The sequence below is a fragment of the Pseudomonas sp. EA_105y_Pfl2_R69 genome (genome assembly GCF_963970915.1).
Taxonomy (GTDB): Bacteria; Pseudomonadota; Gammaproteobacteria; order Pseudomonadales; family Pseudomonadaceae; genus Aquipseudomonas.
Genome location: NZ_CAXAOO010000009.1, coordinates 1 through 25,740, shown reverse-complemented (window position 1 = coordinate 25,740; position 25,740 = coordinate 1). Strand labels below are relative to the sequence as shown.

Genomic DNA, 25,740 nt, shown 5'->3' with positions numbered 1-25,740 from the left:
CTTACTCTCCTGCTCTAGATGTACCCGCGCCGCCCTGCTCGGCAAAGGCCGCACGCAGAGCCGGGGGAATGGCCCGGGGTTTCAAATTGTCGGCGCTCACACAGGCCACCAGAAACTGCCCTTCACAGAGCAGCACATCGTCTTGCACTCGCCTGACCTGTTGACGAAAACGCAGGCTGGCGCGGTTCAACTCCACCACTTCGGCAGTTACCAGCAACTCGTCGTCCAGACGCGCCGGGGCGTGATAGCGCGCCTCGGCCGAATGCACGACGAATAACAGGCCCTCACCTGCCAGCGCCGACTGGAGAAAACCCAGATCGCGCAGGCGCTCGGTGCGAGCCCGTTCCATAAACTTGAGGTAATTGACGTAGTAGACGATGCCGCCGGCATCGGTGTCTTCGTAGTAAACCCGACAACGATGGGCGAAAGACTGAACTCCGTTTTCTGCGCGCATACTCTAGTGCTAGCTCCCGTTCTTGCCAATCGCTTGTAGCAAGTATTTTTTTCTATTCATCGCCGCTCGCAAATAGATCGGCACTTGGCAATTCGCCCATGCGTTTGGGCACATTCAGGCCGAAATGCAGGTAGGCGTGACGGGTCACCACCCGCCCACGCGGGGTGCGCATGATATAGCCCTGCTGAATCAGGTAAGGCTCCAGCACATCCTCGATGGTATGGCGCTCTTCGCTGATCGCCGCCGCCAGGCTGTCGACCCCGACGGGCCCGCCATCGAACTTCTCGATCATGGTCAACAGCAGACGCCGATCCTGGTGATCGAAACCACGCTCGTCGACATCCAGCAGGTTCAGCGCCAGATCGGCAATCTGCCGGGTGATATCGCCCTGGCCGCGCACTTCGGCGAAATCGCGCACCCGGCGCAGCAGGCGGTTGGCGATACGCGGCGTGCCGCGGGCGCGGCGGGCAATCTCGAATGCGCCCTGGGGCTCGATGGGCAAACCGAGAATACCGGCCGAGCGCATAACGATGGTCGCCAGGTCTTCGGTGTTATAGAACTCCAGACGCTGAACGATGCCGAAGCGGTCGCGCAACGGGTTGGTCAGCATGCCGGCGCGCGTGGTGGCACCCACCAGGGTAAAGGGCGGCAGGTCGAGCTTGATCGAGCGGGCGGCCGGCCCCTCGCCGATCATGATATCCAGCTGGAAATCCTCCATGGCCGGATACAGCACCTCTTCGACAATCGGCGAAAGGCGGTGGATCTCGTCGATAAACAGCACATCGCCGGGCTCGAGATTGGTCAACAGCGCCGCCAGGTCACCCGGCCGTTCGAGCACCGGACCCGAGGTGCTCTTGATCGAGACGTTCATTTCCTGGGCGATGATATTGGCCAGGGTGGTCTTGCCCAGGCCGGGCGGGCCGAAGATCAGGGTGTGGTCCAGCGCCTCGCTACGCCCGCGAGCGGCCTGAATAAACAGCTCCATCTGCTCGCGCACGCTGGGCTGGCCGATATAGTCGGCCAGTTTCAACGGGCGAATGGCGCGATCGACCTGTTCGTCGCGGTCGCGCGGGGTGGCGGTAATCAGGCGATCGGCTTCTAGCACTACAGCATTCCCTTAAGGGCACGACGAATCATATCTTCACTGCTCAAGCCCTCTTCCTTGATGGCCGAGACGGCACGACTGGCTTCCTGGGGCTTGTAGCCAAGCGAAATAAGTGCGCTGACCGCATCATTCTCCGCGCTTGAGACTGCGCCAGCGGCCCGAGGTTCCACCACCAGGGCGCTCATGCCCGGCACGGTTTCCCAGGCCTTGAAGCGGTCCTTCAGCTCAACCAGCAAACGCTCGGCGGTTTTCTTGCCGACGCCGGGTATCTTCACCAGCACCGAGGAGTCCTGCGCCTGCACGCAACGCACCAGTTCATCGACCTCAAGCCCGGACATCAGCGCCAGCGCCAGCTTCGGGCCGACGCCATTGAGGCGGATCAGCTCGCGAAACAGCTCGCGCTCGCGCTTCTCGAAAAAGCCATAGAGCAGGTGCGCATCCTCACGCACCACCAGATGGGTGTGCAAGGTCAAGGGTTCACCCAGCGAGGGCAAACGGTACAAGGTCGTCATGGGCACTTCCAGCTCATAACCCAAACCATTTATGTCAAGAATCACATGGGGCGGATGTTTTTCCGCCAGGGTGCCGCGCAAACGTCCGATCACCGCTGCTTTCCTTAAAAATTACGTTACAAACGAAGGCGACCGGCGCGCCGCTTGGCACCGACCAGGCCATGGGGGATCAGACTCTGCCGGTGATGGGCATGGCACAGGGCGATGGCCAGGGCATCGGAGGCGTCGATCTGCGGTTTCTGCACCAGCTTGAGCAGGTGCATGACCATCAGTTGCACCTGCTCCTTGTCCGCCCCGCCGCTGCCGGCAATCGCCTGCTTGACCTGGGTCGCGGTGTATTCGGCGATATCCAGACCCGCCTCGATCCCCGCGACTATGGCCACGCCGCGAGCCTGGCCGAGCTTGAGCGCCGAATCCGGATTGCGCGCCATAAACACCTGCTCGATGCCCATGGTCACCGGCCCATAGGTTTCGATCACCTCGCGCACACCGCGAAACACGATCTGCAAGCGCTCAGGCATGGAACCGCTGCCGGTACGGATGCAGCCGGAGGCGACATATTCGCAACTGCGGCCCGTGTCGCGCACCACGCCGTAGCCGGTGATGCGCGAGCCCGGGTCGATACCGAGTATCAGCGTCATGCCTCTGTTCCACCCCGAGTGGCGACCCACTGACGGTCGCCACACTGTCTATTTATCCAGTTGGCGAGTATAGGGCCAGCCCACGGCCCCGTCACCCAGGCAGACGCTATAAAAAATGACCGCGGGTTATTTTCAACGTCGCGTAGCGACGGCCCGCAGGGTAGCCGCCATGGCTGGCCAGCTATAAAAAAGCCGGCAGCACCTGGACACCCCCCTGCGCTTCCGGCTCGCCTATTGCGCCAGGACTCAGCCAAGCTGCTCCATGATCTCGTCGGGGATTTCGGCGTTGTGGTAGACGTTCTGCACATCGTCGAGGTCTTCGAGCATGTCGATCAGCTTGATCACCTTCTGCGCGGTTTCCAGATCGGCAACCGGCGCACTGATCGAGGGAATCATGGCGATATCGGCCTCATCGGCCTTGAAACCGGCGGCACTGAGCGCCTCGTTGACCCCATGGAAATCGCTAAAGCTGGTGGCCACCAGTGCCGAACCGTCCTCGCCCATCTCCACATCGTCGGCACCGGCTTCCAGCGCCGCCTCCATCAGGGCGTCTTCATCAACCCCCACGGCGAAGCTGAGCTGCCCCTTGCGCTCGAACATATAAGCCACCGAGCCATCGGTGCCCAGGTTGCCGCCGCACTTGGTAAAGGCATGGCGCACTTCGGCGGCGGTGCGGTTACGGTTGTCGGTCATGGCCTCGACGAAGATCGCCACGCCGCTCGGCGCGTAACCTTCATAGGTCAGCTCGATCATGTTGTCGGCTTCGTCGTTACCGGCACCTCGTGCAATGGCACGATCGATGACATCACGCGACATATTGGCCGTCAGCGCCTTGTCGACCGCCAGGCGCAGGCGCGGATTGTCCGCCGGAAGCGGCCCGCCATGCTTGGCGGCAACGGTCAGCTCACGAATCAGCTTGGTGAAAATCTTGCCGCGCTTGGCGTCCTGACGCCCTTTGCGGTGCTTGATATTGGCCCACTTGGAATGACCAGCCATAACTCACTCCGTCATTAACGTGAAAGTCGCGCAGCGACGCTTTCCTTATCCCCTTCTCCCTCCGGGAGGCGGCTCCCGCTCCCGGCGGAATTGCCGCATTCACCACATCCCTGTGGATTAAGGTGGCGCGAAGCGCCGGATGAGGGAAGCGGGCATACCCGTTAATTTATTCAGGTTTTCATCACACCCATAACCAAGAAGCCTGGAAAACCAGGCTTCTTTTGACGCTTTATTCCGCTTTCGGCTGCTCGCGCAGGCGAATATGCAATTCACGCAGCGACTTGTTATCCACCTCACCCGGAGCCTGGGTCATGACGCAGGCCGCGCTCTGGGTTTTCGGGAAGGCGATCACTTCGCGGATCGACTGCGCGCCGGTCATCAGCATCACCAGGCGATCCAGACCGAAGGCCAGGCCGCCATGGGGCGGCGCGCCGAACTTCAGGGCGTCGAGGAGGAAGCCGAACTTCTCCTGCTGCTCTTCTTCGCTGATGCCCAGGACGCGGAACACGGTCTGCTGCATGGCCTTGTCGTGGATACGGATCGAACCGCCACCCAGCTCGGTGCCGTTGAGTACCATGTCGTAGGCGCGCGACAGCGCGTCGACCGGGTTGGCCGCAAGCTCCTCTGGGCTGCAGCTCGGCGCGGTGAAGGGGTGGTGCATGGCGGTCAGGCTGCCGTCGTCGTTCTCTTCGAACATCGGGAAGTCGACCACCCACAGCGGTGCCCACTCGCAGGTCAGCAGATCGAGGTCATGACCGAGCTTGATCCGCAGCGCGCCCAGGGCCTCGCTGACGATCTTGGCCTTGTCGGCCCCGAAGAACACGATGTCACCATCGACCGCACCGACGCGATCGAGGATCACGTTGATATTGTCCAGCGGGATGTTCTTGACGATCGGCGACTGCAGGCCTTCGACGCCGGCGGCGCGCTCGTTGACCTTGATATAGGCCAGGCCCTTGGCACCGTAGATGCCGACGAACTTGGTGTAGTCGTCGATCTGCTTGCGCGGCATGCTCGCCCCGCCCGGTACGCGCAGCGCGGTCACGCGGCACTTGGGGTCGTTGGCCGGGCCGGCGAACACCTTGAAGTCGACGTCCTTGAGCTGGTCGGCGACATCCACCAGTTCCAGCGGGTTGCGCAGGTCCGGTTTGTCCGAGCCGAAACGACGCATGGCTTCGGCCAGGCTCATATGCGGCAGCTCGCCGAACTCGACGTCCAGCACTTCCTTGAACAGCTGACGGACCATTTTCTCGGTGATGGCCATGATGTCGGCCTCATCCATGAAACTGGTTTCGATGTCGATCTGGGTGAACTCCGGCTGACGGTCGGCACGCAGGTCTTCGTCGCGGAAGCACTTGGCGATCTGGTAGTAGCGGTCGAAGCCGGCCACCATCAGCAGCTGTTTGAACAGCTGCGGCGACTGCGGCAGGGCGAAGAAGCTGCCGGCGTGGGTGCGGCTCGGCACCAGATAGTCACGCGCGCCCTCAGGGGTGGCACGGGTGAGGATCGGCGTTTCCACATCGAGGAAGCCGTTGTCGTCCAGGTAGCGACGGATGCTGCTGGTGATGCTCGAACGCAGCTTCAGCTTGGCCGCCATTTCCGGGCGGCGCAGGTCGATAAAGCGGTAGCGCAGGCGGGTTTCTTCGCCCACGTCGGTGTATTCGTTGAGCGGGAACGGCGGAGTTTCCGCTTCGTTCAGCACTTCCAGCTCATAGCCCAGCACTTCGATAGCGCCGGAGGCCATGTTGGCGTTGCCGGCACCGGCCGGACGCAGACGCACCTTGCCGGTGATCTTCACCACATATTCGCTGCGCACCTTGTCGGCAGTGGCAAAAGTCTCGGCGCGATCCGGGTCAAATACCACCTGGGCCAGACCTTCACGGTCACGAATGTCGAGGAAAATCACCCCGCCATGGTCACGGCGGCGATGTACCCAGCCGCAAAGGGTGACTTCCTGGCCGTCCAGGCTCTCGTTCAGTTGGCCGCAATAATGGCTGCGCATCATGATGGTGGTCGCTTCTCTTGAGTCTTGAATTCGTTGGGTCGCACTGATCGCGACGCTCATGGCCGGACTGACAGGCCGTTAACCGCAGCGGCTGACGCACGCGCCATATGCTGCAATGCGCTGTCTATGCCGAGGCAAAAGGTCCGAAGCGGACGCCCCACCCCCGCAGAACGCGGCAAAGCGCGGGATTATATATGGTTAAGCCGCCACTTGCAGCCGCCAGGCCACGCGCTTTTGCCAAGCCTCTCTATACTCACACAGGCACCTGCCCGGCCAAGGCCGCACTGGAGAGGGTCATGTCCACCCCGAACCTCGGCGAAATACCCGATGACCTGCTGGCGGACTTCCGCCTGGAGAGCGCCGAACAATTCCAGCGCTGCGAACAGCTGCTGATCGAACTCGAGCATGCCCCAAACGATGTCGAACGCCTGCGCGAGCTGTTTCGCCTGGTGCACACCCTCAAGGGCAACCTGGGGTATATCGGCCTGGCCGAGCTGATGCCGGTACCCCAGGCACTGGAAGAGGTTCTGACCCGCCTGCGCGAATCGCGCCTGCAATTCGACAGCCTGCTGGGCGACATCCTTCTGCTCAGCCTGGATCACCTCAAAGCACTGATCCAGCACGCCCTGGGCGGTCCCGTCGCCCAGCTGAGCCCGCAGCAGAGCCAAGCCCTGGGCCAGGCGCTGAGCGCCCTGGCCGCCGCCCCGACAGCCCAGCAGACCCGTTTGCGCAGCGCCCTGCTGCAGCAACTGGACCCCAGTTCACGCCCACCCGAGTCGCGCCAGGCGGCGCAACCCAGCGCCAGCGAACTGCTCCAGCGCCACGCCATCGAGCCAGACCCCGACCTGCTGTTCTTTATCGAGTTGATGCAGGCCAGCGAACGCCGCTCGCACTACTGGCAAGGCCGCGGCATACGCCAGCTGGACCTGGCCCTGGCGATCAATCGACTCGGCGGCAACCTGGAACAACCGGCCCAACTGGCCGCCGCGATCTGCCTGCACGATATCGGCATGGCCTTCCTGCCCCTGGAGCTGCTGCATAAAGAGGCACACCTCAACCGCGAAGAACGCCGCCAGATGCAATCGCACCCGCGCCTGGCCCACGAGCTGCTCAAGCACATGCCGAAATGGCGCGCGGCGGCAGAGATTACCCTGCAGCATCAGGAACACGCCGACGGCAACGGCTACCCCAAAGGCCTGAGCGAACTCGAAACCTGCCCTGGCGCACTGATCCTCAGCATCGTCGACACCTTCGACGCCCGCACCCACGAGCGCGCCCACCAGGCCCTGAACAAGCGCCCGTTGCTGCGCGCCATTCTGGAAATCAACAACCTTGCCGGTCGCCAGTTCAGCAGCCACTGGGTGGCGCTGTTCAACCAGACCCTGCAGCAACATCCGGAGCTGGCCCACCGCTAAGGGAGGTACTGACGCACCATCACGCCCTGCGACAATCAGCCTCCGACCCATTGCCCGCGCCCCCCGCATCGCACTACTCTCCCCCGGCAGCAGGCCGCCAGGCAGCGGCCCCATCGCCAATCCGTACGAATAAAGGGAATTAGCATGCAAGCACTGGCAGGCAAGGTCGCCGTCATCACAGGCGCGGGCTCGGGCATAGGCCGGGCACTGGCACAACTGCTCGCCGAGGAGGGTTGCGACCTGGCCCTGGCCGATATCAACGAGGCAAATCTGCAGAGCATCGCCAACGAACTGGGCCGGCACGGCCGCCAAATCAGCTGCCACACCCTCGACGTGGCCGACCGCGAGGCCGTATTCGCCTTTGCCGATGACGTATTGAGCCAGCACGGCAGCGCCTACCTGATCATCAACAACGCCGGTGTCGCCGTCTCGCAACGTATCGCTGAGCTGAGCTACGGCGATTTCGAGTGGATCATGGGGATCAACTTCTGGGGCGTGGTGCACGGCACCAAGGCCTTCCTACCGCACCTGCTGCAGAACGACGCCGGGCATATCGTCAATATCTCGAGCATCTTCGGCATTATCAGCATGCCCAGCCAGGGGGCCTACAACGCCAGCAAGTTTGCCGTGCGCGGCTTTACCGAAGCCCTGCGTCAGGAACTCTGCTGCAGCAAGGTGGTGGCCTGCTGCGTACACCCCGGGGGCATCAAGACCAATATCGCCCGGGCGGCGCGCTTTTATCAGGGCATCAACGGCCAACGCGATGCCGAGCGCGCCGCCGCCGACTTCGACAAGCTCGCCCGCACCACCCCGGAGCAGGCTGCCAGAGTCATAGTCGACGGCATCAAGGCCAAGCGTCCACGCATCTTGATAGGCAATGACGCACGGCTGCTCGACTGGATACAGCGCCTACTCCCGACCAGCTACCCCAAGCTGCTGGCCAAGCTGCTGCAGAAAAACTGAAGCCCACCCCAGCGATAGCCTTCAACCATCGGCCCCATTGAGGCATATCAGGATAACGCCCAGGGCAGCCATGTTAGGCTCTGCGCATTGTTGCGGGGAGCACAGCCCCGAGTCACCAGAGAGGAAAAATGGTATGGAAATCAATATCGGAATCGCCGAACAGGACCGCGCCGCCATCGCCGAAGGCCTGTCGCGCCTGCTGGCCGACACCTACACCCTTTACCTGAAGACCCATAATTTTCACTGGAACGTCACCGGCCCGATGTTCAACACCCTGCATCTGATGTTCGAGGGGCAGTACACCGAGCTGTCGCTGGCCGTCGATCAGATTGCCGAGCGCATCCGCGCCCTGGGCTTTCCGGCACCGGGCACCTATGCCGCCTACGCACGCCTGTCCTCTATCAAGGAAGAGGAAGGCGTACCCAGTGCCACCGACATGATCAAGCAACTGGTTCAGGGCCAGGAAGCCGTCACCCGCACCGCCCGCGGCATCTTCCCCCTGCTGGAAAAAGTCAGCGACGAACCCACCGCTGACCTGCTCACCCAGCGCATGCAAGTGCACGAAAAAACCGCCTGGATGCTGCGCAGCCTGCTCGACGCATAGGCATATCATGCAAAGGCCCGATTCATCGGGCCTTTTGCTAGGCGCACAGGCCATACCTGTTCTATCCTTTGAGCAATTGTAATTTGCCACAGTGACGTGCATGAACAATCCCACTCCAGCCCCCGGCATTCTTGACCTGTACCCCGAGGAAACCCGCGAAGCCGCGGCGCTCCTGAAAAAAGCGGTACCGCTGATGATGCGCCACGATATTCCACCGAACCCGGTGCATTACGCCCTCTGGTACACCTACTGCAAAGGCCTGGAACCGGAGCTCAATCGCCGCCTGGATAAAACCGTCAGCGACTTCGACTGCTTCCCCCCCGAAACAGCCGCCAAGCTCTTTCGCGACTACATCATCCACGACGAACTGGAAATGGCCCGGGCCGGGCAGCAACAGGTGATCGAACTGGTCGACGATATCGAAGGCAACGTATCGCGCAGCATTCTCGGTAGCCGCAACTATCAATCCAGCCTGGAACATGGCCTGGCAGCACTGCAAGAACCGATAATCGACGACCTGCCCAGCGTCCTCAACGAACTGCAGCAAAGCACCCAGCTGATGCAGGACCAGCAGGATAAATTCCTCTACCGCCTGCGTGCCGCCCAGGACGAGATCCAAAACCTGCGCAACCAACTGGAACGCGCCCATATCGCGGCAACCCTCGACAGCCTGACCCAGGTCTTCAACCGCAGCGCCTTCAGCAAACTGCTGGAACAGGCTTTGCGCAACGACCATCAAGGGGTAGCCCTGGTGATGCTGGATATCGACCACTTCAAGCAATTCAACGACCAGTACGGCCACCCCCTGGGCGACCGCGTGCTCCAGCATGTTGGCCAATTGCTGCGCGACCTGCTGCCACCTCGCGCCACGGCCGCCCGCTACGGCGGCGAAGAATTCTGCGTGATCCTACGCGACTGCTTCGACCCCGAAAGCGCCCACGCCATTGCCGAGCAGCTACGCCTGAAGATTCAGGCCCTGCGCATCAAGGTCCGGCGCACCGATGAAGTGCTCGACAGCATTACCGCCTCCTTCGGTTTTGCCCTGGCCGCCCCCGGAGACACGTTCGAAAGCCTGCTCACCCGCGCCGACGACGCGCTTTACCAGGCCAAGCGCAATGGCCGCAACCGGGTAAACCCGGACCAGGGCAAAGCCGCCCTCAGCGCCTGATTGAGAAGCCCCTCTCTTTGCTGTTAAATACGCCCCGTGTCGCTGACTCGAATTGACGAGCCGGCGCATAGGCCGACCTCATGTGCGCGCAATATCCTTCCTTTATTAATCACAGCGCACGTGCAGCCAGCTCTTCCTTCGTGACCCCTGTTCAATAAGTGAGCTCACCCAACATGCTGAAAATTGTCCACCTGATTACGGGCTTCGTTGCCCTCCTCCTGTCGCTTACCCCCAGCCTCGGCGATAACACCCTGACGCTCGTGCAGCAACCCAGCGCCCTGTGCCTCGCCCTCTTTGGCCTGCTCAACCTGATCCTGGCACCACAACTGCCCATCTGGCACGCTGGCGCACGCCACCAACTGCAAAATCTGGTATCCGCCCTGCTGGTTCTCGGCACCCTGCTGCAAGCCCTGATTCTCCTCGCCCCCCTGGAACTGATTGCCAACCAGCCAGCCAGCCTCTTCAGTCTGCTTATCATCGCCCTGGCGGTCGCCGTACACCTGGCCACCAACCTGCGCATGCAGACCCGCAGCCATAGCACTCCCAGCCAGGATATGGGCGACCGTGAAACCGGCACCGTCAAGTGGTTCAACACCTCCAAAGGCTTCGGTTTTATTTCCCGCGACTCGGGCGACGATATCTTTGTGCACTTTCGCGCCATTCGCGGCGAAGGCCACCGCGTATTGGTCGAAGGCCAGCGGGTCGAATTCGCCGTTATGCAGCGTGACAAGGGCCTGCAAGCCGAAGATGTAATTGCAGCATTGCCCGCACGCCGCTAACTGCTGCGATAACACCAGCCGCCTATTGCGCAACTCATTGCACACTAGCGTTAGTTAAATCACGGACGAACAGGCTTTGACTTGCAGTCATAACCTGGTAACTCCAAAAAAACGCCGCTTACCCCATTAGGGATAAGCGGCGTTTTGTTTAACCCAATGCATGCTTCTATATTGTTGCGGGCAACTCGAGCCCCTTAATAATGCGGTGGCGGCGACTCATCCTCACTCAAGCCAAACTGCGTATTAGCTTCCTCCTGCCGCTTGGCCAGGGCCGCAATCTGCAACTGCAAGCGCTCCAACACCCGCTGCTGCGCCACCAACACGTCATTCAAGGCCTGGATAGTGTCATCCTGAAAGGCCAGGCGACTCTCCAGCTCATTGATTCGCTCCTCCAGATCCACGCGCTCAACCCTCGGCAAAACAAAAATCATCGGTCAATACCAGACGCAAACGCGCTTTTACAGCCGCGACCTGCTCCTCGCTGTAAGGCTGCGCAGCATGTTTGCCCCATACGGGTGCAGGCCATGCGGCATCGTCACGACGCCGCACAATCACATGCATATGCAGCTGGCTGACCATATTGCCCAGGGTCGCCACATTCATCTTGTCGGCGGCGAAGGTATCCTTGAGCAGCTCGGCCAGGCCTGTAGTCTCCTGCCACAGCGCCAGTTGATCGCCAGCTTCGAGCTGGAACAACTCGCTGACATCTTCCCGCCGCGGCACCAGGATAAACCACGGGTACTGCCGGTCATTCATCAGCAACAACCGGCACAGCGGGAAGTCTCCCACCAGCAGCGTGTCCTGCTGCAACCTCGAATCCAGAACGAACATGTCAGAATCTCCTGCGCCAATCATTACCCAAGCCTAGCAAGTAAGGCCGCGGCCCAACCTATAAGCGCCTGCCAAGCAGGATACCCATATGCCGCAGCAGATTCACCCGGCCAGGACAGCAGAACACAACGCACCGCGCAGCGGCACACCGGCCCGCCAGCCCCAGCGGACCGCACCATTTTGTTCCCTTCAGTAATCGCGCCCCCACCAACGACGTTACCGCGGCCGCCAGAACAGGCGAATCAGGATAAAGAAATCACTCGCCAACAGCGCCCGCAATAATAAAAAAGACCAATAAACCCCTAATAAAACAGTAAAAAACCCTAAAAAATAATAAAAAAACCAGACCAGCCACCAAATCCACACACGAAAACAGCCACCGCTTAAGCGGGCGAAGCACCTGAATGGGTTTTAGGCGCACTTCTTGCTTGGCCTCCCCAGCCCTTGCACCACGAGGCCACGGCCACCAAGAGCTGCCCGATGCAAACCGGCTAATGAGTTCAAGTTGGCGACCAACAGCAGATGCCCGCGCTGGAATCTACAGATTTGCGACGTTTCCCTTCATAATTTGCGACATGGTCATGAAGAATTCGTAACGAATAGATTGCAACTATCGCCAACTCGGGCGGCATGCTATAAGTTACCGCCGACACAAAAAGAAAGAGCTGCCCATACAACAACGATATGGCTGGCGCAACTTTTCTAAACCAAAGGAGCAATCACGATGCAAGTGATGAAGTGGAGCGTAATCGCCCTGGCAGTAGCCGCGGGTACTTCCCAAATGGCAGTGGCATCCAGCCAATCCGAATCCAACGGCTTTATTGAAGACAGCAGCTTCAACATCTTCAACCGCGCCCTGTACATGAACCGTGATTTCAAGAATGGTGCAGATAGCAGCACCGATGGCTACAACACCAAAGAAAAAGGCTATATCGAAGAAGCTGGTCTGGGTATCCGCCTGCTGTTCGAATCCGGCTTCACCCAAGGCACCGTAGGTGTTGGCTTCGACGCCCACTCCCTGAGCAGCATCAAGATCGACAGCGGTCGCGGCCGTTACGGTACCGGCCAGTTCGACCAAACCGGCGATGAGCGCGGCGATGACACCCAGACCGAAGTAGGCGGTGCCATCAAGTTCCGTATCTCCGACACCGTCCTGAAGCACGGTAATCAGTTTGTTGGCAGCCCGGTGTTCTCCACCGACGACAGCCGCATCCTGCCAGAAGTTGCCACCGGTACCTATCTGGTAAGTAATGAAATCGAAGGTCTCGAACTGAGCGCCGGCCGTTTCACCGCTCTGAGCAGCCAGAAATCGACCGACCGCGACACCTTCGAGCTGACCGAAGCCAATATCGTTGGTGCCAGCTATAGCTTCACCGACAACTTCAGCGGCGCTATCCACGCCTCCGATGTCGAAGATCACTTCAAGAAGCAGTACATCAACCTGAACTACAACCTGCCACTGGCAGAAGATCAGGCACTGAACTTCGACCTCAATGCCTACAGAACCAAAGACGACGGTAACAATCCTGACGAAATCGATAACAAGATCTGGAGCCTGGCAGCTGCCTACTCCCTGGGCGCTCACACCTTCACCCTGGCCCATCAGCGCTCCAGCGGCGACACTGCCTATGCCTACGGCGTCGACGGTAACGGCACCATCTGGCTGGCCAACTCGGTACAGATCTCCGACTTCGACCGCGAAGACGAGCGCTCCTGGCAGGCTCGCTATGACCTGAACATGGCCGAGTATGGCGTTCCGGGCCTGAGCTTCATGACCCGCTATGTCTACGGTGACAACATCGACGCCGGTGTATCCGAGGAAGGCAAGGAACACGAGTTCAACTTCGAAACCAAGTATGTGATCCAGGAAGGTGCCGCCAAGGACCTGTCGTTCCGTGTTCGCAGCTCCATTTACCGCGCCAACAGCGTCATGAATGACGTCGAGGGCTACAGTGCGGACCTGAACGATCTCCGCCTGATCGTCGAGTACCCGCTGAGCGTCCTGTAATCCAGGTCACTCGGTTAGCTGCATAAAAAAGCCCGGCTAATGCCGGGCTTTTTTTGCCTTGAAATTGCGCCCCCGGGATTACAGCGGCAACGCGTAGGTCCCCGTCACATGGGCCACCAGTTCCTCTTCATTGCCCGCCGAATACAACGACACCTCACACACCGCCTGACGCCGGCTTAACCGCAGAATTCGCGCCTCGGCCAGCAGGTCCACCGGTTTCGGCTTGACCAGGAAGTTGATATTCAGGTTCGAGGTCACCGCCATCTCCACCCTGCCCAGCCGCCCCAGCACCACCGCATACATGGCCGCATCGGCCAGGGCCATGATGGTCGGCCCCGACAGCGTGCCGCCCGGACGGACCAGCTTACTGTGGAAGGGCACTCGCGCCAGCACACCCGCTTCATCCAGCCGGTCGATACACAGGCTGATATCTTCCGCCATGGGCAAACCCGCCCGAATCAGCGCTTGAACCTGTTCCGCCGTCAAAGTCGACACATTTCCCTCCTTATTGCTGGCAATTTGAGCCGCCTGGCTTATCGTCGAACTTGCGCACCTACAATTTTAGGCCGAACGAGTGTTTGATAGACCATAGGATGTGGTAACACCCCATCAATCGCAGCACTGAACTGCCAGCCATCCTACGAGCTGCATCCTGTACGCATCTGTACAGGCACCGTACAATGCCGGCCATTGAAATCCTCTTGCAACCGACAGAACAGCCAAATATGCGTACCAGCCAGTTCCTGCTCTCGACCCTGAAAGAAACCCCCTCCGACGCCGTGGTGGTCAGCCATCAGCTGATGCTGCGCGCCGGGATGATCCGCAAACTGGCTTCCGGCCTCTATACCTGGCTGCCCATGGGCCTGCGCGTGCTGCGCAAGGTGGAGAAGGTGGTGCGCGAGGAAATGAATGCCGCCGGTGCCCTCGAGGTACTGATGCCGGGCATCCAGCCGGCCGAACTGTGGCAGGAATCCGGGCGCTGGGAGCAGTATGGCCCCGAGCTGCTGCGCATGAAGGATCGCCACGGCCGCGACTTCTGCGCCGGCCCGACCCACGAGGAAGTGATCACCGATCTGGCACGCAATGAGCTGAACAGCTACAAGCAGCTGCCGATCAACCTGTATCAGATCCAGACCAAGTTCCGCGACGAGATCCGCCCGCGTTTCGGCCTGATGCGCGGCCGCGAGTTCATCATGAAGGACGCCTACTCCTTCCACGTCGACCAGGCGTCGCTGCAGCAAACCTATGACCGCATGCACCAGGCCTACTGCAACGTCTTCACCCGCCTGGGCCTGAACTTCCGCCCCGTGCAGGCCGATACCGGCTCCATCGGCGGCACCGGCTCCCATGAGTTCCACGTGCTGGCCGAGTCCGGCGAAGACGATATCGCCTTCAGCGACAGCTCCGACTACGCCGCCAATATCGAGAAGGCCGAAGCCGTGCCGCGCGAAAGCGGCCGTGGCGCGGCAACTGAAAGCATGCGCCTGGTCGACACCCCGAACACCAAGACCATCGACGCCCTGGTAACCGGCTTTGGCCTGGCCATCGAGAAGACCATCAAGACCCTGATGGTGCACGGTGCTGAAGAAGGTACCCTGATTGCCCTGATCGTACGCGGCGACCACGAGCTGAACGAAATCAAGGCGGCCAACCTGGCGCAGGTCGCCAGCCCGCTGCAGATGGCCAGCGAAGCCGAAATCCGCGCCGCCGTAGGTGCCGGTCCCGGCTCCCTGGGCCCGGTCAACTTGCCGATCCCGTGCATCGTCGACCGCTCGGTGGCCCTGATGAGCGATTTCGCCTCCGGTGCCAATATCGAGGACAAGCACTACTTCGGCGTCAACTGGGAGCGCGACCTGCCCCTGCCCGAAGTTGCCGACCTGCGCAATGTCCTGGCCGGCGACCCCAGCCCGGACGGCAAAGGCACCCTGGAGATCAAGCGCGGCATCGAAGTCGGGCATATCTTCCAGCTGGGCACCAAGTACAGCGAAGCGCTGAACTGCCAGGTGCTCGGCGAAAACGGCAAGCCGGTGATCCTCACCATGGGCTGCTACGGTATCGGCGTTTCCCGTGTGGTGGCGGCCGCCATCGAGCAGAACAACGACGAGCGCGGCATTCTCTGGAACGACGCCCTGGCCCCCTTCCAGATCGCCCTGGTGCCGCTGCGCTATGAAACCGACGCCGTGCGCGAAGCCACCGACAAGCTGTATGCCGAGCTGACCGCGGCCGGCTATGAAGTGCTGCTCGATGACCGTGACAAGAAGACCAGCCCGGGGATCAAGTTCGCCGACATGGAGCTTATCGGCATTCCGCACCGCATCGTCGTCAGCGACCGCGGCCTGGCCGAAGGCAATCTGGAATACAAGAGCCGCCAGGACACCGAAGCCCAGGCCGTGCCCGTGGCCGATATCCTCAACTATATCCAGACCCGCGTCAGTCACTGATCTCAGCCCTTTCAGCAAGAGCCATCATGTTCAAGCGAAGCACCTTCAACCTTATAGGCGGCGCATCATGCGCCGCCTTGCTGCTCAGCGGCTGCGCCAACCAGTTGCCCCAGCGCAGCGAACACGAGGAACGCATCGAGCGCAAACTGCTCGAGCACAGCCTGCAGATCGAAGTCGGCGAACCTCGTGTGCTGGAGCTGCCGCAACGCCGGGTGCGCGTGCATGAACAGAAATCCTTCGAGGTCACCGCCTTCGAGGTCACCCGCCGCTATGACCGCTACACCCCCTACCAGCCCTGGCGCGAGCTGTATGAGATACCGCTCGGCGCACTGGCGGTAGTCGGCGGCATCGGGGCCAATGTGCTCAATGTGGTCCTGCTTGGCAGCCTGCCGGACTCCGCCACCAAAGACTGGATCAGCTATGGCTTTGCCGGGCTCAATCCGGCCATGAACGTCGAGTCCAACGGCCGCTCCCAGCAGAACCTCGCCAGCCTCGAAGAGCGTCGCCAGGATGCGCGCACGGAATACTCCAGCCTGCCTTGGGTCGAACGCCCGGTACGGGTCAAAGCCGGCGAACAAACGTTCGAGATGCTGACCGACCGCAACGGCATCCTGCGCCTCAACCTGCTCGACAGTCCCTTTGCCGAACAGGATGCCACCCGCATCAGCACCTTGCTGCTGAGCGTGGAGGACGACCAGGGCAGCGCCCGCGCCGATGCCTCGCTGATGGTCAGCCGCACCCTGCGCGGCAAGCTGCAGGAAGCCCACGACCTGATTTACGACGACCTGGAAGACGACGATGTCGCGCAATGGGTACACCGGGTCAAGCGCCTGTCCGAACTGGGCCTGGAAGAGGAAGCCAGCGAGCTGGAGCAGAGCCTGATCGAGCTGACGCGCAACGACCCCGAACTGCAGCAGCTGTTCCTCAAGGCCCTGACCCAGGATGCCGGACGCCTGGTGGCCGCCCCAGGTAACGACTGAAGCGCCCATGGCCACCCGCCTGCTGATAGCGCTGCTGAGCCTGCTGCTGTGCATCGGCGCGCACGCCCAGATGCGTCAGGCCGCCGAACCCGAGCTGCGTGAGCTGCTGCAGCGCACCGTGGCCCAGGCCGACAGCTTTCAGGACCGCTTCGACGCCGAGGTCTGGCTGCTGGATATGTCCACCCGGCTCAAGCGCTTTATCCCCGACGACCGGGAACGTCTGAATCTGCTCAGGCTGGTGCACCTGGAAGCGAGCAAGGCCGGCTTGCGCCCCGATCTGGTGATTGCCCTGATTCACGCCGAAAGCCATTTCAATCGCTTCGCCATTTCCTCGGTCGGAGCCCAGGGCATGATGCAGGTGATGCCCTTCTGGAAAGCCGAACTGGGCCGGCCCCAGGACAATCTCACCGACAACGCCACCAACCTGCGCTATGGCTGCACCATCCTCAGCTTTTATCTGCGCAAGGAAAACGGCGACTTGAACCGCGCCCTGGCACGCTATAACGGCAGCCTGGGCAAGCTCAGCTACTCCAGCAAAGTAGTCGGTTTCTGGCACGACTTCTGGTACGTCAAGCCCTGACCTCAGCGGCGCACCAGGAAGCCGGCAATGCCCTGCAGCGGCTGCTCGTAGAGTTCCAGGGTGGCGACCTCGGCCTGCTCCGGCCCCAGCCGCAGCCAGGCCGCCAACTCGCGCACAGCCTCCTCCTCGCCCTCGAACAAGACCTCGACGCGGCCATCGTCCAGGTTGCGCACCCAGCCGGCAAGATCCAGACGCTCGGCCTGTTCGGCAGTGGCCTGGCGAAAGTACACGCCCTGTACCCGACCACTGACATAGGCATGCATACACAACTGCGCCATCGTCTACTCCTCGGCCTTGAGGGCCAGCAGGCGGGCGTTCAACCCCGCCGCGCTCTGCTCGCCGAGCAGGCGCTCACGCATACGGCCCTGGCTATCGACGATATAGGTCACCGGCAACACCTCGTTGCGGGGCAACTCATAACGCGGGGCCGGGTCCTGTTCCAGCACGGTGAATTCGATCCCCAGCGCCTGCACGGCACGGTTCAGCGCCTCGCCCTGCAGACCATCGAAGTTGACCCCCAGCACCGTCACCGCCTGCGCCTCGTGCTGGCGCGCCAGGGCATTCAGTTCGGGAATCTCGCTGCGGCAGGGCCCGCACCACTCGGCCCAGTAATTAATCACTAACCACTGGCCATCCAGGCGCTCAGCCGCTACCTTTCGTCCATGCTGATCGACGCCCACATCCTCGGTGCAAGCCACCAGAATCAGCGCCATGCCTATGCCTGCAACAGCACGAATGACCGTCTGGAACCGCATATCCATGCATTCGCTCCCGCTTACCCAAGGTTGATATGACAATAGATGCCTTGCGTCTGGAAGTGCCAGACATCGTCGAAGAAAGTCCGGTCTCGCTCGCCGAGCTCAACGAACTGCTGGCCCAGACCCGCACGGAGAGGCAGGCCGTCGCATTGCAGCAGGTACTCAGCCTGTTGCTGCGCTGCAACCGCAGCGCCATGACCTTACTTGAAAGGCAGCGCGCACTGCAAAGCTTCAGCGATGAATACCGCCACCATGCCAAGGCCTGCCAGGCCGACACCACGCCGCCGACGCTGTTTGTGCACCTGTGCAGCGAGCTGGCCATGGGTTTCAAGCGTCTGCTGCTGCAGATCCTCCAGGGTCGCCAACCCTCGCAGGCGCATCTGGCCTGGTGCCTGTACATGGCGCAGCACTTTCTCGGCCAATGCCAGCTGCGCCATTACCAGCTGTACCAGGAGCCGCCCCCGGCACTATGGCGCGACAGCCACCTGCTGTACTGGATTGGCGAACAGCAGAACTGCCTGGATGAACCCATAGCGGCGGCCTTTCAGCCCGCCCCGGCGAGCACCCTGCGCGGCCTCTACCAGCAGATGCTGTTGCTGGCCCTGAGCAACCCGTTTCACCTGGCCGAAGGCGAATGCCTGACTCTGTTTGCCGCCCTTTCGCCCCTGGCAGGACTGGCGCGCCTGCTGCCATGGGATGACGAGGACGGGGCCGAAGGTCCCGCCATCGACCTGACCGAGTCTTACCCCTGCCTGGGCCCGGAACAGGTCATCGACGGCGACCACGACACGCTGCGCCGCTTCGAGCTGGGCGCGCTGCTGGTGGCCCTGTATGAGCCGGCCCCACTGCAAAGCCAGCACGAACGAGCCGTGCTCGAACGTGTGCAGCAGCACTGGCTGGGCCGCCAGCAACGGCGTCACCCGCGCGCCGAGCAGGCCAGCGAGTGCCGACTGGTGGTCGGCCTGGTCGGCATTCACGCGCAATTGCTGGAACAACGCCCGCAGCATGCGACCGTGCAGATGCTCGATACCAGCCCCGGCGGCGCACGCCTGCTCTGCGACCAGGAGCAGGCGGCGCAGCTCGCCGTCGGCCAACTGGTATTGCTGCTGACCGCCAGCGATACCCCGACCCTGGCGCTGGTGCGCTGGCGTCACCTCAATAGCCAGGGCCTGCATCTGGGCCTGCGCTATCTGAAGGGGCTGCCCCGACCGGCCTGGCTACGCCGCGCGCCGAGCGCACAGACCCACCCTGGCATCCTGCAGAGCACCCCGGCCCCCGGCAATGGCTGGCATCACGGCCTCTGGCTGCCCAACGGGCAATTCGTCGAAGGGGAAAATGTCTGGCTGCAGTTGGCCAGCGCCAATAACCAGCGCGCCCTGCCGCTGCCCACGATCAACCTGAGCACCAGTGCAGTGACCCGTTACCCGCTGCAGTTGGCATAAACAACGGAAACTGCGAGAGCGGTCACGCTCAACCTCGGCCGAGCGCACAGTTTGACCGGCAAAGCCACGCTTATAATTCTTCGGACTCGTGCTTGATACGATCTGTTATTAGCCTGGAAACGCAACCATGACCCAAGCCCACGACAAGCTGATTGGCCCGGTACCTTCACAGATCGTCAACCTGGCCCGCTTGCAGGTCACGCCTTACGAAGGCCGCGTCGCCGAGTTCAACGTCGCCGCCTGGCTGCAATTGCCCGGCCTGGCCAACCTGCCGGTTTCCCTGCTGATCAGCTACCTCGATGGCACCAACCGCCGCGAGGTGATGATCGATCATGGCAAGGTCAGTCAGCACAACAAGATCCTCCTCTCCGGCGTCGCCCGCCTGCCGGTGAAACAGAAGATCGAAGACATGCAGGTACGCCTGCGCTCGGCAGTCACCACGCAAAGCCTGGCGGTCGAGGAGCTCTTCGTCCAGGCCGTCGAGTTGCCGCAAGCCAGCACCCGCCAGGCCACGGCCTGAAGCGACCCCTGCTCTGCCCCAGACCCCGCGCATCGACGCGGGGTTTTACATTCAGCCTGACACCCCGACGACCTGGGTTGCGTCCTGCGCCGGAGAACAGACCTCGGCCTGCGCCTGCTCGGCGCTATCGCGCGGGGGTACCAGCGACTGCGGCCAACTCGAAAAACGCAAGCCGGTAATCCGGTTAAGCCGCTCCAGCGCCTCTTGCGGGTCGCGCAGATACAGATGAATCACCTTGCCTTTGCTGGCTGTCATAACGCCCTTCGCACTCCGTCAATCCCTGCCATGCTGGCAATCTGATTGCAATCCACGGAGTGATTGCCAGAAGCGTGCCAGCCTCCCTTACCCGCGTTTAGCGCGCCCCCTCTCACTGCGCGCCACAACAGCCCCGATAGCGCGCCGCAAACTGACGTTTTTTGTCACCTACTCGACCGGCTCCACATCGGGATGCAGCCACTGCGCGAGGCTCTCGCCAAACAGCGCCAGTTGCTCCTCATGGAGTTTTTCCAGCCCGCTGCGCAATGCCGGATACCAGGGCTCGTCGAGCTGCTCGGGCAACTGTGCCAGGCGCGGCAGCGGCCAAGGGCTGCGGCTGAGCAACTGGGCCAGGGTGTAATGGCCGAGATCGCGGCTCAGCACCCAGGTACCCGCTCCGGTCGAGGCAATCAGTTGCTGCTGCTCGAGAAACTCCAGAACCTCTTCCCACTCGTACTCGGCCAGCATCCAGCCCTGACGCTGCACATCGCGCAGACGTACCTTGAAGCCCGACTGCTGACGCTCATGGAACACCCGCAAGACCCCCAGTACGACCAGCAGGCGCGGCACCGCGCGTTTGCGCCACTGGTGCGAAAACCCCAGGTTACACACCACCTCGGCCCCGAACAGCACGATCAGCCAGGACAGATAGATCCACAGCAGAAACAGCGGCACGGTGGCAAACGCCCCGTAGATCAGCTGATAGCCCGGAAAAAGCCGCACATAGAGACCAAACAGCATCTTCGCCACCTCGAACAGGACCGCGGCGAACAGACCGCCCTGCAAGGCATGGCGAATCGGTACCCGGGCATTGGGTACCGTGGCATAGAGCAAGGTGAAGGCCGCCACACTGAACAGCAGAGGCATGAACTTCAGCAGGGTTTGCACCCCCAGCAGCGCATCGGGCCCGGAAATCAGCGAGAGCGAAGCGATATAGGTGCTGATGGCGAAGCCGCCACCGAGCAGGATCGGCCCCATGCTGAGGATCGCCCAATACAGCAGAAAGCTCGACACGCCGCGGCGCGGCTGGCGTACGCGCCAGATGGTGTTGAAGGCCTTTTCGATGGTCACCAGCATCCAGAAGGCCGTCGCCGCCAGAATCACCACCCCGATCCAGGTCAGCTGACGGGCCTGGGTGGTGAAGTCGCGCAGGTATTGCTGCAGGGTCTCCCCGGCCGAAGGCACGAAGTTGCGGAAGATAAAACTCTGGATCTGCTCGCCGGTATCCTGAAAGGCCGGAATGGCCGAAAGCATGGAGAAGGTCACGGTCATCATCGGCACCACGGCGAACAGCGTGGTGTAGGTCAAGGCCGCGGCATTGTTGGCACCGCGGTCGGCCAGAAAGCGCTGCAGGAGAAAACGCCAGAACTCCAACAGGTTGTTAACGCGCTGACGCATGCCCTCTCCTTAGCCATTTGCACCGCGACAACCCACTTCAGACACAGGCGCGGCTGTCGTTAGCGGTTAGAATAGCCGCCATCCACGGCAACAAGCGACCCGAATATGACCGACCTCAGGCTCTACCATAATCCACGCTGCTCTAAATCCCGGGCGGCCCTGCAGCTGCTCGAAGAACGCGGCCTGACGCCTACCATAGTGCGCTACCTGGACACGCCACCCGATGTCGGCCAGCTGCAGGCCTTGCTGCGCCAGCTCGGCATCGCCCCGCGCCAGCTGCTGCGTAGCGGCGAAGAAGCCTACCAGCAGCTCGGCCTGGCCAATCCGGCGCTGACCGATGCGCAGCTGATCGAGGCGATGAGCAAGCACCCGAAACTGATCGAACGGCCGATTCTGGTCGCCGGCGACAAGGCCGTGATCGGCCGGCCGCCGGAAAAAATCCTCGAGCTGCTACCGTGAGCGCCCCTTATATCCTGGTGCTGTATTACAGCCGCCACGGTGCCACCGCCGAAATGGCCCGACAGATTGCCCGCGGCGTGGAGATGGCCGGCCTGGAAGCGCGCCTGCGCACGGTCCCGGCCGTCTCCAGCGAGTGCGAAGCGGTCGCGCCGCAGATTCCGGCAGAAGGCGCGCCGTACGCCAGCCTCGACGAACTGAAGAACTGCGCCGGTCTGGCCCTGGGCAGCCCGACCCGCTTCGGCAACATGGCCGCGCCGCTCAAGTATTTTCTCGACGGCAGCAGCAGCCTCTGGCTGACCGGCGGCCTGGTCGGCAAGCCGGCCGGCGTGTTCACCTCCACCGCCAGCCTGCATGGCGGCCAGGAAACCACCCTGCTGTCGATGATGCTGCCACTGCTGCACCACGGCATGCTGATTACCGGCCTGCCCTATAGCGAAACCGCGCTACTGGAGACCCGCGGCGGCGGCACGCCTTACGGGGCCAGCCACCACGCCGGGGCCGATGGCAAGCGCGCGCTGGACGAGCACGAAATAGTCCTGTGCCGCGCCCTGGGCCAACGCCTGGCGCACACCGCAGAAAAACTGGAGAGCCGCCGTGGCTAAAACCCCCAAGCCCCTGCCATCGCTGGAATGGCTCAAGCCGCGCCTGGCCATCAGCCGCACCGCCAGCCTGCTCAGCTTCCTGGCCCTGACCCTGCTGCTGGTGGTGTGGAATCTGCAGTTCGCCGAAATACCCGGCACGCTGCTCTGGGTGATCCTGGCTTTTCAGCTGGCCCCCTTGCTGTTGCTGGCTCCCGGGATACTCCTGGGCAACGCCCGCGCTCACGCCTGGGTCTGCTTTGTGGTCAACCTGTACTTTATCCAGGGCGTACTGGCCGCCTTCGACCCCTCCAAGGCACTGTATGGCTGGCTGCTGACGCTGCTCAGCTTCAGCCTGTTCTGCGCCGCCCTGATGTTCACCCGCTGGCGCTTCCAGTACGACCGCAAGTTGGCCGGCGAAGCCTGATGCGCCTGCTGTTGCTGCCGGGCCTGAACGGCAGCCATCGCCTGTTCGCGCCCTTGCTGCCCTTTCTCTCTGAGTGGCAGGTGACAACCCTGGAGCTGCCGCAACAGGGTCCACAGGACTTCGACAGCCTGGCGACGGAGCTGGCAGGGCAACTGGGCGACAGCCCTTTCGTCCTGCTCGGCGAGTCCTTTCCGGCTCCCTGGCCTATCGCCTGGCCCTGCGCCATCCCCGGGGGCTGCGCGGCGTGATCTTCGCGGCGTCGTTCCTGCGCTGCCCGCACCCGCTGCTGCCCTGGGCACGCTACCTGCCGCTGCCCGGCAGCCTGCTGAACAGTGCCGCGCTGTTGAACTTGTTGTGTGTTGGCCCAGGAGCCAGCCCCGCGCTGCTCGAACTGCTACGCGCGGAAATCCGCCAGCTCCCGCATGACCTGCTGCGCGCGCGCCTGCGCAGCCTGAGCGAGCTACAGGAACCGACCCGGCCGCTGGAACTGCCGACCCTGCACCTGTTGCCACGCCAGGATCGCCTGGTCAGCCGCAGCGCCCTAGCCCTGCACAAGCACTGCAGGGACCTGCAGGAGGTGGAACTGGATGGCCCGCACTTTCTCCTGCAGAGCCAGCCGGCAGCATGCGCCCGAGCGATAAGCGCCTTTATGTTCAGCCTGGAGCAGCAACGGCACACGCCAGAAGTGGATACAACGCACTGACGGCACAACGCCTCAGGGCACGTGATCCTGAGTACATCCCGATGATCAGGATGAACCCAGTTACCAGCCCAGGGTTTCTTTCAAAAAGGGAATGGTCAGCTTGCGCTGGGCCTGCAGCGAAGCCTGATCCAGGCGCTCGAGCAACTCGAACAGCGCACTCATGCTGCGCTCGCCGCGGGTCAGGATAAAGCGCCCGACTTCATCGCTCAGGTGCAGGCCGCGGCGCGAAGCGCGTAACTGCAGGGCACGCAGCTTGTCCTCGTCGGACAACGACTGCAATTGAAACACCAGCGCCAGGGTCAGGCGCGATTGCAGGTCGGCCAGGCGCACCGGCAGCTCCCGCGGCGAGGCATTGGCCGCCAGCAGCAGCCGCCGACCACTGTCACGCAGGCGGTTGAACAGATGAAACAGCGCCTCCTCCCAGTCCGCACGCCCGGCCACCGCATCCAGATTGTCCAGACAGACCAGCTCGCACTGCTCCAGGTTATCCAGCAGCGCCGGACCGTACTCGACAACCTCGGCCAGCGGCAGATAAACCGCCGGCTCGCCACGCTGCTCGAAACGCAGGCAGGCCGCCTGCAACAGGTGACTGCAGCCCACACCCGCGCCGCCCCAGAGATAGATCAGACTTTCCGTCCACCCCGCATCCGCTTCGCACAGACGCTCGACATAACCAAGCGCCGCAGCGTTGGCTCCGGGGTAGTAGTTGGCGAAGGTGGCGTCATCGCGTAGACGCACACCTAATGGCAGTTGGATGGGTGTCATACAGGCTGGGCGGTCCATCGGAACCGCTGGGGGCTCTCCGTAAAGTTCACAAAGTTTATAGCCTTCTTAGCGCTAAGTCATTGATGGATAACGCGAGTCCTTACTGGACGCGCGCTCCCTGCCGCCCGGCCTCGAGCCTTGCCGGCCAACGCTGGAGCTATGCCCGACACTTTTCGCCGCCCAAACTAGACAGCCGCTGGCCCGATCAGTAGCTTCTAGCGGCAACGGTGCTGCGATCCAGCACCCGGTCTTGCCTTATGTCGCTTTGCGCCCTCCCCGTGTCGCGTTTACCGTTCGTGTTTGCAGGCAATTCAAAAGCTTAGCGTGTGACAGGGAAGGTTATCAGACACCTTAAGGTGTTTTATGCGACAGCAATGTCGCCTAATTATTAGTTAGGCAAATCACATGAGCTGCATACTTCGATTCTGGGGCAGGGAGTTCAACCCCAAAGAAGCAATTAAGAGTGTCCCTATTGTTGCGGACAAAATCTGGATCCTTGGCGAGCGGCGTTTTCCTGAAAGTCAGACAATGCTGAAATTGCACAATAGCTCTGGCGTAAACTTTCTCGTTAGCAGCGCAGATTTTTCAGAAACCCAAACCCAGATAGAAAATGCCGTTAATTTTCTATCTATACACCACTCGTGGCTGGAGAGCTTATCATCAAGTCGAGGTTTAGAAGGTGCAGTCATAGACTTTGGTGCAGAAATAACAAGCTCATTTTCTCAAAGTTACAGCTTTCCACCTGCTTTACTGCAAGCACTAGGAAAATCTAATATAACGCTCGGTCTCTCAGTTTATCCGTGTAACGACGAAGACTCCGAGAAAGCCTAACAAGTGTATATGGACTCTCCCCACAAGTAGTGGGCAAAGCTTTTCTTTTGCACCTGTCGTCAGCGCGGTTGCATTCGTATATCCGGCCTGTTGTGGGCTTTACCGCCCTGGCCATTCTGTAG

General features: G+C 61.7%; 31 protein-coding genes and 1 pseudogene. 18 read left to right on the top strand and 14 right to left on the bottom strand.

The genetic code is table 11. From position 1 onward, the window contains the following. Position 1 precedes the first annotated feature (1 nt). The 6 genes from ybgC to aspS form a co-directional block, all read right to left on the bottom strand. Complete coding sequence (gene ybgC / locus AACY13_RS20480) at positions 2–454, bottom strand: tol-pal system-associated acyl-CoA thioesterase (RefSeq protein WP_339463429.1); 453 nt, start codon at positions 452–454, stop codon at positions 2–4. Positions 455–506: 52 nt separating this feature from the next. Further along, positions 507–1,559, bottom strand: a complete 1,053-nt coding sequence (ruvB, locus tag AACY13_RS20475; protein WP_339463428.1) for a Holliday junction branch migration DNA helicase RuvB — start codon at positions 1,557–1,559, stop codon at positions 507–509. Beyond that, positions 1,559–2,164 carry a Holliday junction branch migration protein RuvA gene (gene ruvA, locus AACY13_RS20470; RefSeq protein WP_339463427.1) on the bottom strand — a complete coding sequence of 202 codons (606 nt, stop codon included), beginning with the start codon at positions 2,162–2,164 and terminating at the stop codon, positions 1,559–1,561. Before ruvA ends, ruvB begins: the two co-directional genes overlap by 1 nt. Positions 2,165–2,187: 23 nt before the next feature. Continuing rightward, positions 2,188–2,712 (bottom strand): crossover junction endodeoxyribonuclease RuvC, encoded by a 525-nt coding sequence (gene ruvC, locus AACY13_RS20465; protein WP_339463426.1) that lies wholly within the window; start codon positions 2,710–2,712, stop codon positions 2,188–2,190. A gap of 246 nt (positions 2,713–2,958) precedes the next feature. Beyond that, positions 2,959–3,708 carry a YebC/PmpR family DNA-binding transcriptional regulator gene (locus AACY13_RS20460; protein WP_339463425.1) on the bottom strand — a complete coding sequence of 250 codons (750 nt, stop codon included), beginning with the start codon at positions 3,706–3,708 and terminating at the stop codon, positions 2,959–2,961. Positions 3,709–3,937: 229 nt separating this feature from the next. After that, positions 3,938–5,713, bottom strand: coding sequence for an aspartate--tRNA ligase (gene aspS / locus AACY13_RS20455; RefSeq protein ID WP_339463424.1), 1,776 nt, complete (start codon positions 5,711–5,713; stop codon positions 3,938–3,940). Positions 5,714–6,009: 296 nt separating this feature from the next. Between aspS and AACY13_RS20450 the strand changes: the two genes are divergently transcribed. The 6 genes and pseudogenes from AACY13_RS20450 (at position 6,010) to AACY13_RS20425 (ending at position 10,642) form a co-directional block, all read left to right on the top strand. Continuing rightward, positions 6,010–7,128: an HD domain-containing phosphohydrolase gene (locus tag AACY13_RS20450; RefSeq protein WP_339463423.1), complete on the top strand. Its 1,119-nt coding sequence runs from the start codon at positions 6,010–6,012 to the stop codon at positions 7,126–7,128. Positions 7,129–7,272: 144 nt separating this feature from the next. After that, entirely contained in the window at positions 7,273–8,091 is an 819-nt protein-coding gene (locus tag AACY13_RS20445) for an SDR family NAD(P)-dependent oxidoreductase (RefSeq protein WP_339463422.1), read from the top strand. A gap of 133 nt (positions 8,092–8,224) precedes the next feature. Continuing rightward, complete coding sequence (locus AACY13_RS20440; protein WP_339463421.1) at positions 8,225–8,695, top strand: Dps family protein; 471 nt, start codon at positions 8,225–8,227, stop codon at positions 8,693–8,695. Positions 8,696–8,795: 100 nt separating this feature from the next. Continuing rightward, positions 8,796–9,863 (top strand): GGDEF domain-containing protein, encoded by a 1,068-nt coding sequence (locus tag AACY13_RS20435; protein WP_339463420.1) that lies wholly within the window; start codon positions 8,796–8,798, stop codon positions 9,861–9,863. A gap of 173 nt (positions 9,864–10,036) precedes the next feature. After that, a pseudogene (locus tag AACY13_RS20430) lies at positions 10,037–10,357 on the top strand (cold shock domain-containing protein membrane protein); the annotation flags it as partial. Between the two features lie 60 nt (positions 10,358–10,417). Further along, positions 10,418–10,642, top strand: coding sequence for a cold-shock protein (locus AACY13_RS20425; protein WP_169852850.1), 225 nt, complete (start codon positions 10,418–10,420; stop codon positions 10,640–10,642). A gap of 194 nt (positions 10,643–10,836) precedes the next feature. Here the strand turns inward: AACY13_RS20425 and AACY13_RS20420 are convergent, their stop codons facing one another. Together AACY13_RS20420 and AACY13_RS20415 are read right to left on the bottom strand one after the other, a co-directional pair. Next, complete coding sequence (locus tag AACY13_RS20420) at positions 10,837–11,043, bottom strand: SlyX family protein (protein WP_339463419.1); 207 nt, start codon at positions 11,041–11,043, stop codon at positions 10,837–10,839. Between the two features lie 4 nt (positions 11,044–11,047). Further along, positions 11,048–11,473, bottom strand: coding sequence for an HIT family protein (locus AACY13_RS20415; RefSeq protein WP_339463418.1), 426 nt, complete (start codon positions 11,471–11,473; stop codon positions 11,048–11,050). Between the two features lie 724 nt (positions 11,474–12,197). On the opposite strand from AACY13_RS20415, the gene AACY13_RS20410 reads away from it, so the two are divergent. Beyond that, the gene (locus AACY13_RS20410; protein ID WP_339463417.1) at positions 12,198–13,481 is read left to right on the top strand and encodes an OprD family porin; all 1,284 of its coding nucleotides are present in this window, start codon (positions 12,198–12,200) and stop codon (positions 13,479–13,481) included. 78 nt (positions 13,482–13,559) lie between these two features. On the opposite strand, the gene AACY13_RS20405 is transcribed toward AACY13_RS20410, so the two are convergent. Further along, positions 13,560–13,967, bottom strand: a complete 408-nt coding sequence (locus tag AACY13_RS20405; protein WP_339463616.1) for a PaaI family thioesterase — start codon at positions 13,965–13,967, stop codon at positions 13,560–13,562. A gap of 239 nt (positions 13,968–14,206) precedes the next feature. On the opposite strand from AACY13_RS20405, the gene AACY13_RS20400 reads away from it, so the two are divergent. Genes AACY13_RS20400 through AACY13_RS20390 form a run of 3 tightly spaced genes read left to right on the top strand, consistent with a single transcriptional unit; the run spans position 14,207 to position 17,482 of the window. Then, on the top strand, positions 14,207–15,922 hold the full coding sequence (locus AACY13_RS20400; protein WP_339463416.1) for a proline--tRNA ligase: 1,716 nt from the start codon (positions 14,207–14,209) through the stop codon (positions 15,920–15,922). Between the two features lie 26 nt (positions 15,923–15,948). After that, positions 15,949–16,902 (top strand): hypothetical protein, encoded by a 954-nt coding sequence (locus tag AACY13_RS20395; protein WP_339463415.1) that lies wholly within the window; start codon positions 15,949–15,951, stop codon positions 16,900–16,902. A gap of 7 nt (positions 16,903–16,909) precedes the next feature. Beyond that, positions 16,910–17,482 (top strand): lytic transglycosylase domain-containing protein, encoded by a 573-nt coding sequence (locus AACY13_RS20390; protein ID WP_339463414.1) that lies wholly within the window; start codon positions 16,910–16,912, stop codon positions 17,480–17,482. 2 nt (positions 17,483–17,484) lie between these two features. On the opposite strand, the gene AACY13_RS20385 is transcribed toward AACY13_RS20390, so the two are convergent. Together AACY13_RS20385 and AACY13_RS20380 are read right to left on the bottom strand one after the other, a co-directional pair. Beyond that, positions 17,485–17,760, bottom strand: a complete 276-nt coding sequence (locus tag AACY13_RS20385; protein ID WP_339463413.1) for an acylphosphatase — start codon at positions 17,758–17,760, stop codon at positions 17,485–17,487. Between the two features lie 3 nt (positions 17,761–17,763). Continuing rightward, complete coding sequence (locus AACY13_RS20380; protein ID WP_445262603.1) at positions 17,764–18,237, bottom strand: TlpA disulfide reductase family protein; 474 nt, start codon at positions 18,235–18,237, stop codon at positions 17,764–17,766. 35 nt (positions 18,238–18,272) lie between these two features. On the opposite strand from AACY13_RS20380, the gene AACY13_RS20375 reads away from it, so the two are divergent. Together AACY13_RS20375 and AACY13_RS20370 are read left to right on the top strand one after the other, a co-directional pair. Next, entirely contained in the window at positions 18,273–19,682 is a 1,410-nt protein-coding gene (locus AACY13_RS20375) for a PilZ domain-containing protein (protein ID WP_339463412.1), read from the top strand. Positions 19,683–19,809: 127 nt separating this feature from the next. After that, complete coding sequence (locus AACY13_RS20370; RefSeq protein ID WP_339463411.1) at positions 19,810–20,202, top strand: hypothetical protein; 393 nt, start codon at positions 19,810–19,812, stop codon at positions 20,200–20,202. A 51-nt stretch (positions 20,203–20,253) separates the two neighbouring features. On the opposite strand, the gene AACY13_RS20365 is transcribed toward AACY13_RS20370, so the two are convergent. Both AACY13_RS20365 and AACY13_RS20360 read right to left on the bottom strand, forming a co-directional pair. Next, the gene (locus AACY13_RS20365) at positions 20,254–20,457 is read right to left on the bottom strand and encodes a hypothetical protein (protein ID WP_339463410.1); all 204 of its coding nucleotides are present in this window, start codon (positions 20,455–20,457) and stop codon (positions 20,254–20,256) included. Positions 20,458–20,625: 168 nt separating this feature from the next. Then, complete coding sequence (locus AACY13_RS20360; protein ID WP_339463409.1) at positions 20,626–21,855, bottom strand: virulence factor BrkB family protein; 1,230 nt, start codon at positions 21,853–21,855, stop codon at positions 20,626–20,628. 105 nt (positions 21,856–21,960) lie between these two features. Here AACY13_RS20360 and arsC point away from each other — a divergent pair, with 105 nt between their 5' ends. The 5 genes from arsC to AACY13_RS20335 are packed head-to-tail and all read left to right on the top strand — an operon-like array spanning position 21,961 to position 24,022. Beyond that, entirely contained in the window at positions 21,961–22,314 is a 354-nt protein-coding gene (gene arsC / locus AACY13_RS20355; protein ID WP_339463408.1) for an arsenate reductase (glutaredoxin), read from the top strand. Beyond that, positions 22,311–22,916 carry an NAD(P)H:quinone oxidoreductase gene (gene wrbA / locus AACY13_RS20350; RefSeq protein ID WP_339463407.1) on the top strand — a complete coding sequence of 202 codons (606 nt, stop codon included), beginning with the start codon at positions 22,311–22,313 and terminating at the stop codon, positions 22,914–22,916. Before arsC ends, wrbA begins: the two co-directional genes overlap by 4 nt. Beyond that, a complete protein-coding gene (locus tag AACY13_RS20345) occupies positions 22,909–23,319 on the top strand; it encodes a DUF2069 domain-containing protein (protein ID WP_339463406.1) in 411 nt (136 codons plus the stop codon). The genes wrbA and AACY13_RS20345 overlap by 8 nt, the downstream gene beginning before the upstream one ends. Beyond that, positions 23,319–23,567 carry an alpha/beta fold hydrolase gene (locus AACY13_RS20340; protein ID WP_339463405.1) on the top strand — a complete coding sequence of 83 codons (249 nt, stop codon included), beginning with the start codon at positions 23,319–23,321 and terminating at the stop codon, positions 23,565–23,567. Before AACY13_RS20345 ends, AACY13_RS20340 begins: the two co-directional genes overlap by 1 nt. Continuing rightward, complete coding sequence (locus AACY13_RS20335) at positions 23,564–24,022, top strand: alpha/beta fold hydrolase (protein WP_339463404.1); 459 nt, start codon at positions 23,564–23,566, stop codon at positions 24,020–24,022. The genes AACY13_RS20340 and AACY13_RS20335 overlap by 4 nt, the downstream gene beginning before the upstream one ends. 60 nt (positions 24,023–24,082) lie before the next feature. On the opposite strand, the gene hda is transcribed toward AACY13_RS20335, so the two are convergent. Further along, entirely contained in the window at positions 24,083–24,787 is a 705-nt protein-coding gene (hda, locus tag AACY13_RS20330) for a DnaA regulatory inactivator Hda (RefSeq protein WP_339463403.1), read from the bottom strand. Between the two features lie 405 nt (positions 24,788–25,192). On the opposite strand from hda, the gene AACY13_RS20325 reads away from it, so the two are divergent. Further along, the gene (locus tag AACY13_RS20325; RefSeq protein WP_339463401.1) at positions 25,193–25,618 is read left to right on the top strand and encodes a hypothetical protein; all 426 of its coding nucleotides are present in this window, start codon (positions 25,193–25,195) and stop codon (positions 25,616–25,618) included. The last annotated feature ends 122 nt before the right edge of the window (positions 25,619–25,740 follow it).

What these genes read in the sequence shown, in the direction of transcription:
- ybgC (WP_339463429.1), bottom strand. Translation starts at nt 454, where the DNA reads ATGCGCGCAGAAAACGGAGTTCAGTCTTTCGCCCATCGTTGTCGGGTT.
- ruvC (WP_339463426.1), bottom strand. Translation starts at nt 2,712, where the DNA reads ATGACGCTGATACTCGGTATCGACCCGGGCTCGCGCATCACCGGCTAC.
- AACY13_RS20460 (WP_339463425.1), bottom strand. Translation starts at nt 3,708, where the DNA reads ATGGCTGGTCATTCCAAGTGGGCCAATATCAAGCACCGCAAAGGGCGT.
- aspS (WP_339463424.1), bottom strand. Translation starts at nt 5,713, where the DNA reads ATGATGCGCAGCCATTATTGCGGCCAACTGAACGAGAGCCTGGACGGC.
- AACY13_RS20450 (WP_339463423.1), top strand. Translation starts at nt 6,010, where the DNA reads ATGTCCACCCCGAACCTCGGCGAAATACCCGATGACCTGCTGGCGGAC.
- AACY13_RS20445 (WP_339463422.1), top strand. Translation starts at nt 7,273, where the DNA reads ATGCAAGCACTGGCAGGCAAGGTCGCCGTCATCACAGGCGCGGGCTCG.
- AACY13_RS20440 (WP_339463421.1), top strand. Translation starts at nt 8,225, where the DNA reads ATGGAAATCAATATCGGAATCGCCGAACAGGACCGCGCCGCCATCGCC.
- AACY13_RS20435 (WP_339463420.1), top strand. Translation starts at nt 8,796, where the DNA reads ATGAACAATCCCACTCCAGCCCCCGGCATTCTTGACCTGTACCCCGAG.
- AACY13_RS20425 (WP_169852850.1), top strand. Translation starts at nt 10,418, where the DNA reads ATGGGCGACCGTGAAACCGGCACCGTCAAGTGGTTCAACACCTCCAAA.
- AACY13_RS20415 (WP_339463418.1), bottom strand. Translation starts at nt 11,473, where the DNA reads ATGTTCGTTCTGGATTCGAGGTTGCAGCAGGACACGCTGCTGGTGGGA.
- AACY13_RS20410 (WP_339463417.1), top strand. Translation starts at nt 12,198, where the DNA reads ATGCAAGTGATGAAGTGGAGCGTAATCGCCCTGGCAGTAGCCGCGGGT.
- AACY13_RS20400 (WP_339463416.1), top strand. Translation starts at nt 14,207, where the DNA reads ATGCGTACCAGCCAGTTCCTGCTCTCGACCCTGAAAGAAACCCCCTCC.
- AACY13_RS20395 (WP_339463415.1), top strand. Translation starts at nt 15,949, where the DNA reads ATGTTCAAGCGAAGCACCTTCAACCTTATAGGCGGCGCATCATGCGCC.
- AACY13_RS20390 (WP_339463414.1), top strand. Translation starts at nt 16,910, where the DNA reads ATGGCCACCCGCCTGCTGATAGCGCTGCTGAGCCTGCTGCTGTGCATC.
- AACY13_RS20385 (WP_339463413.1), bottom strand. Translation starts at nt 17,760, where the DNA reads ATGGCGCAGTTGTGTATGCATGCCTATGTCAGTGGTCGGGTACAGGGC.
- AACY13_RS20380 (WP_445262603.1), bottom strand. Translation starts at nt 18,237, where the DNA reads ATGCGGTTCCAGACGGTCATTCGTGCTGTTGCAGGCATAGGCATGGCG.
- AACY13_RS20375 (WP_339463412.1), top strand. Translation starts at nt 18,273, where the DNA reads ATGACAATAGATGCCTTGCGTCTGGAAGTGCCAGACATCGTCGAAGAA.
- AACY13_RS20370 (WP_339463411.1), top strand. Translation starts at nt 19,810, where the DNA reads ATGACCCAAGCCCACGACAAGCTGATTGGCCCGGTACCTTCACAGATC.
- AACY13_RS20365 (WP_339463410.1), bottom strand. Translation starts at nt 20,457, where the DNA reads ATGACAGCCAGCAAAGGCAAGGTGATTCATCTGTATCTGCGCGACCCG.
- AACY13_RS20360 (WP_339463409.1), bottom strand. Translation starts at nt 21,855, where the DNA reads ATGCGTCAGCGCGTTAACAACCTGTTGGAGTTCTGGCGTTTTCTCCTG.
- arsC (WP_339463408.1), top strand. Translation starts at nt 21,961, where the DNA reads ATGACCGACCTCAGGCTCTACCATAATCCACGCTGCTCTAAATCCCGG.
- AACY13_RS20340 (WP_339463405.1), top strand. Translation starts at nt 23,319, where the DNA reads ATGCGCCTGCTGTTGCTGCCGGGCCTGAACGGCAGCCATCGCCTGTTC.
- hda (WP_339463403.1), bottom strand. Translation starts at nt 24,787, where the DNA reads ATGACACCCATCCAACTGCCATTAGGTGTGCGTCTACGCGATGACGCC.
- AACY13_RS20325 (WP_339463401.1), top strand. Translation starts at nt 25,193, where the DNA reads ATGAGCTGCATACTTCGATTCTGGGGCAGGGAGTTCAACCCCAAAGAA.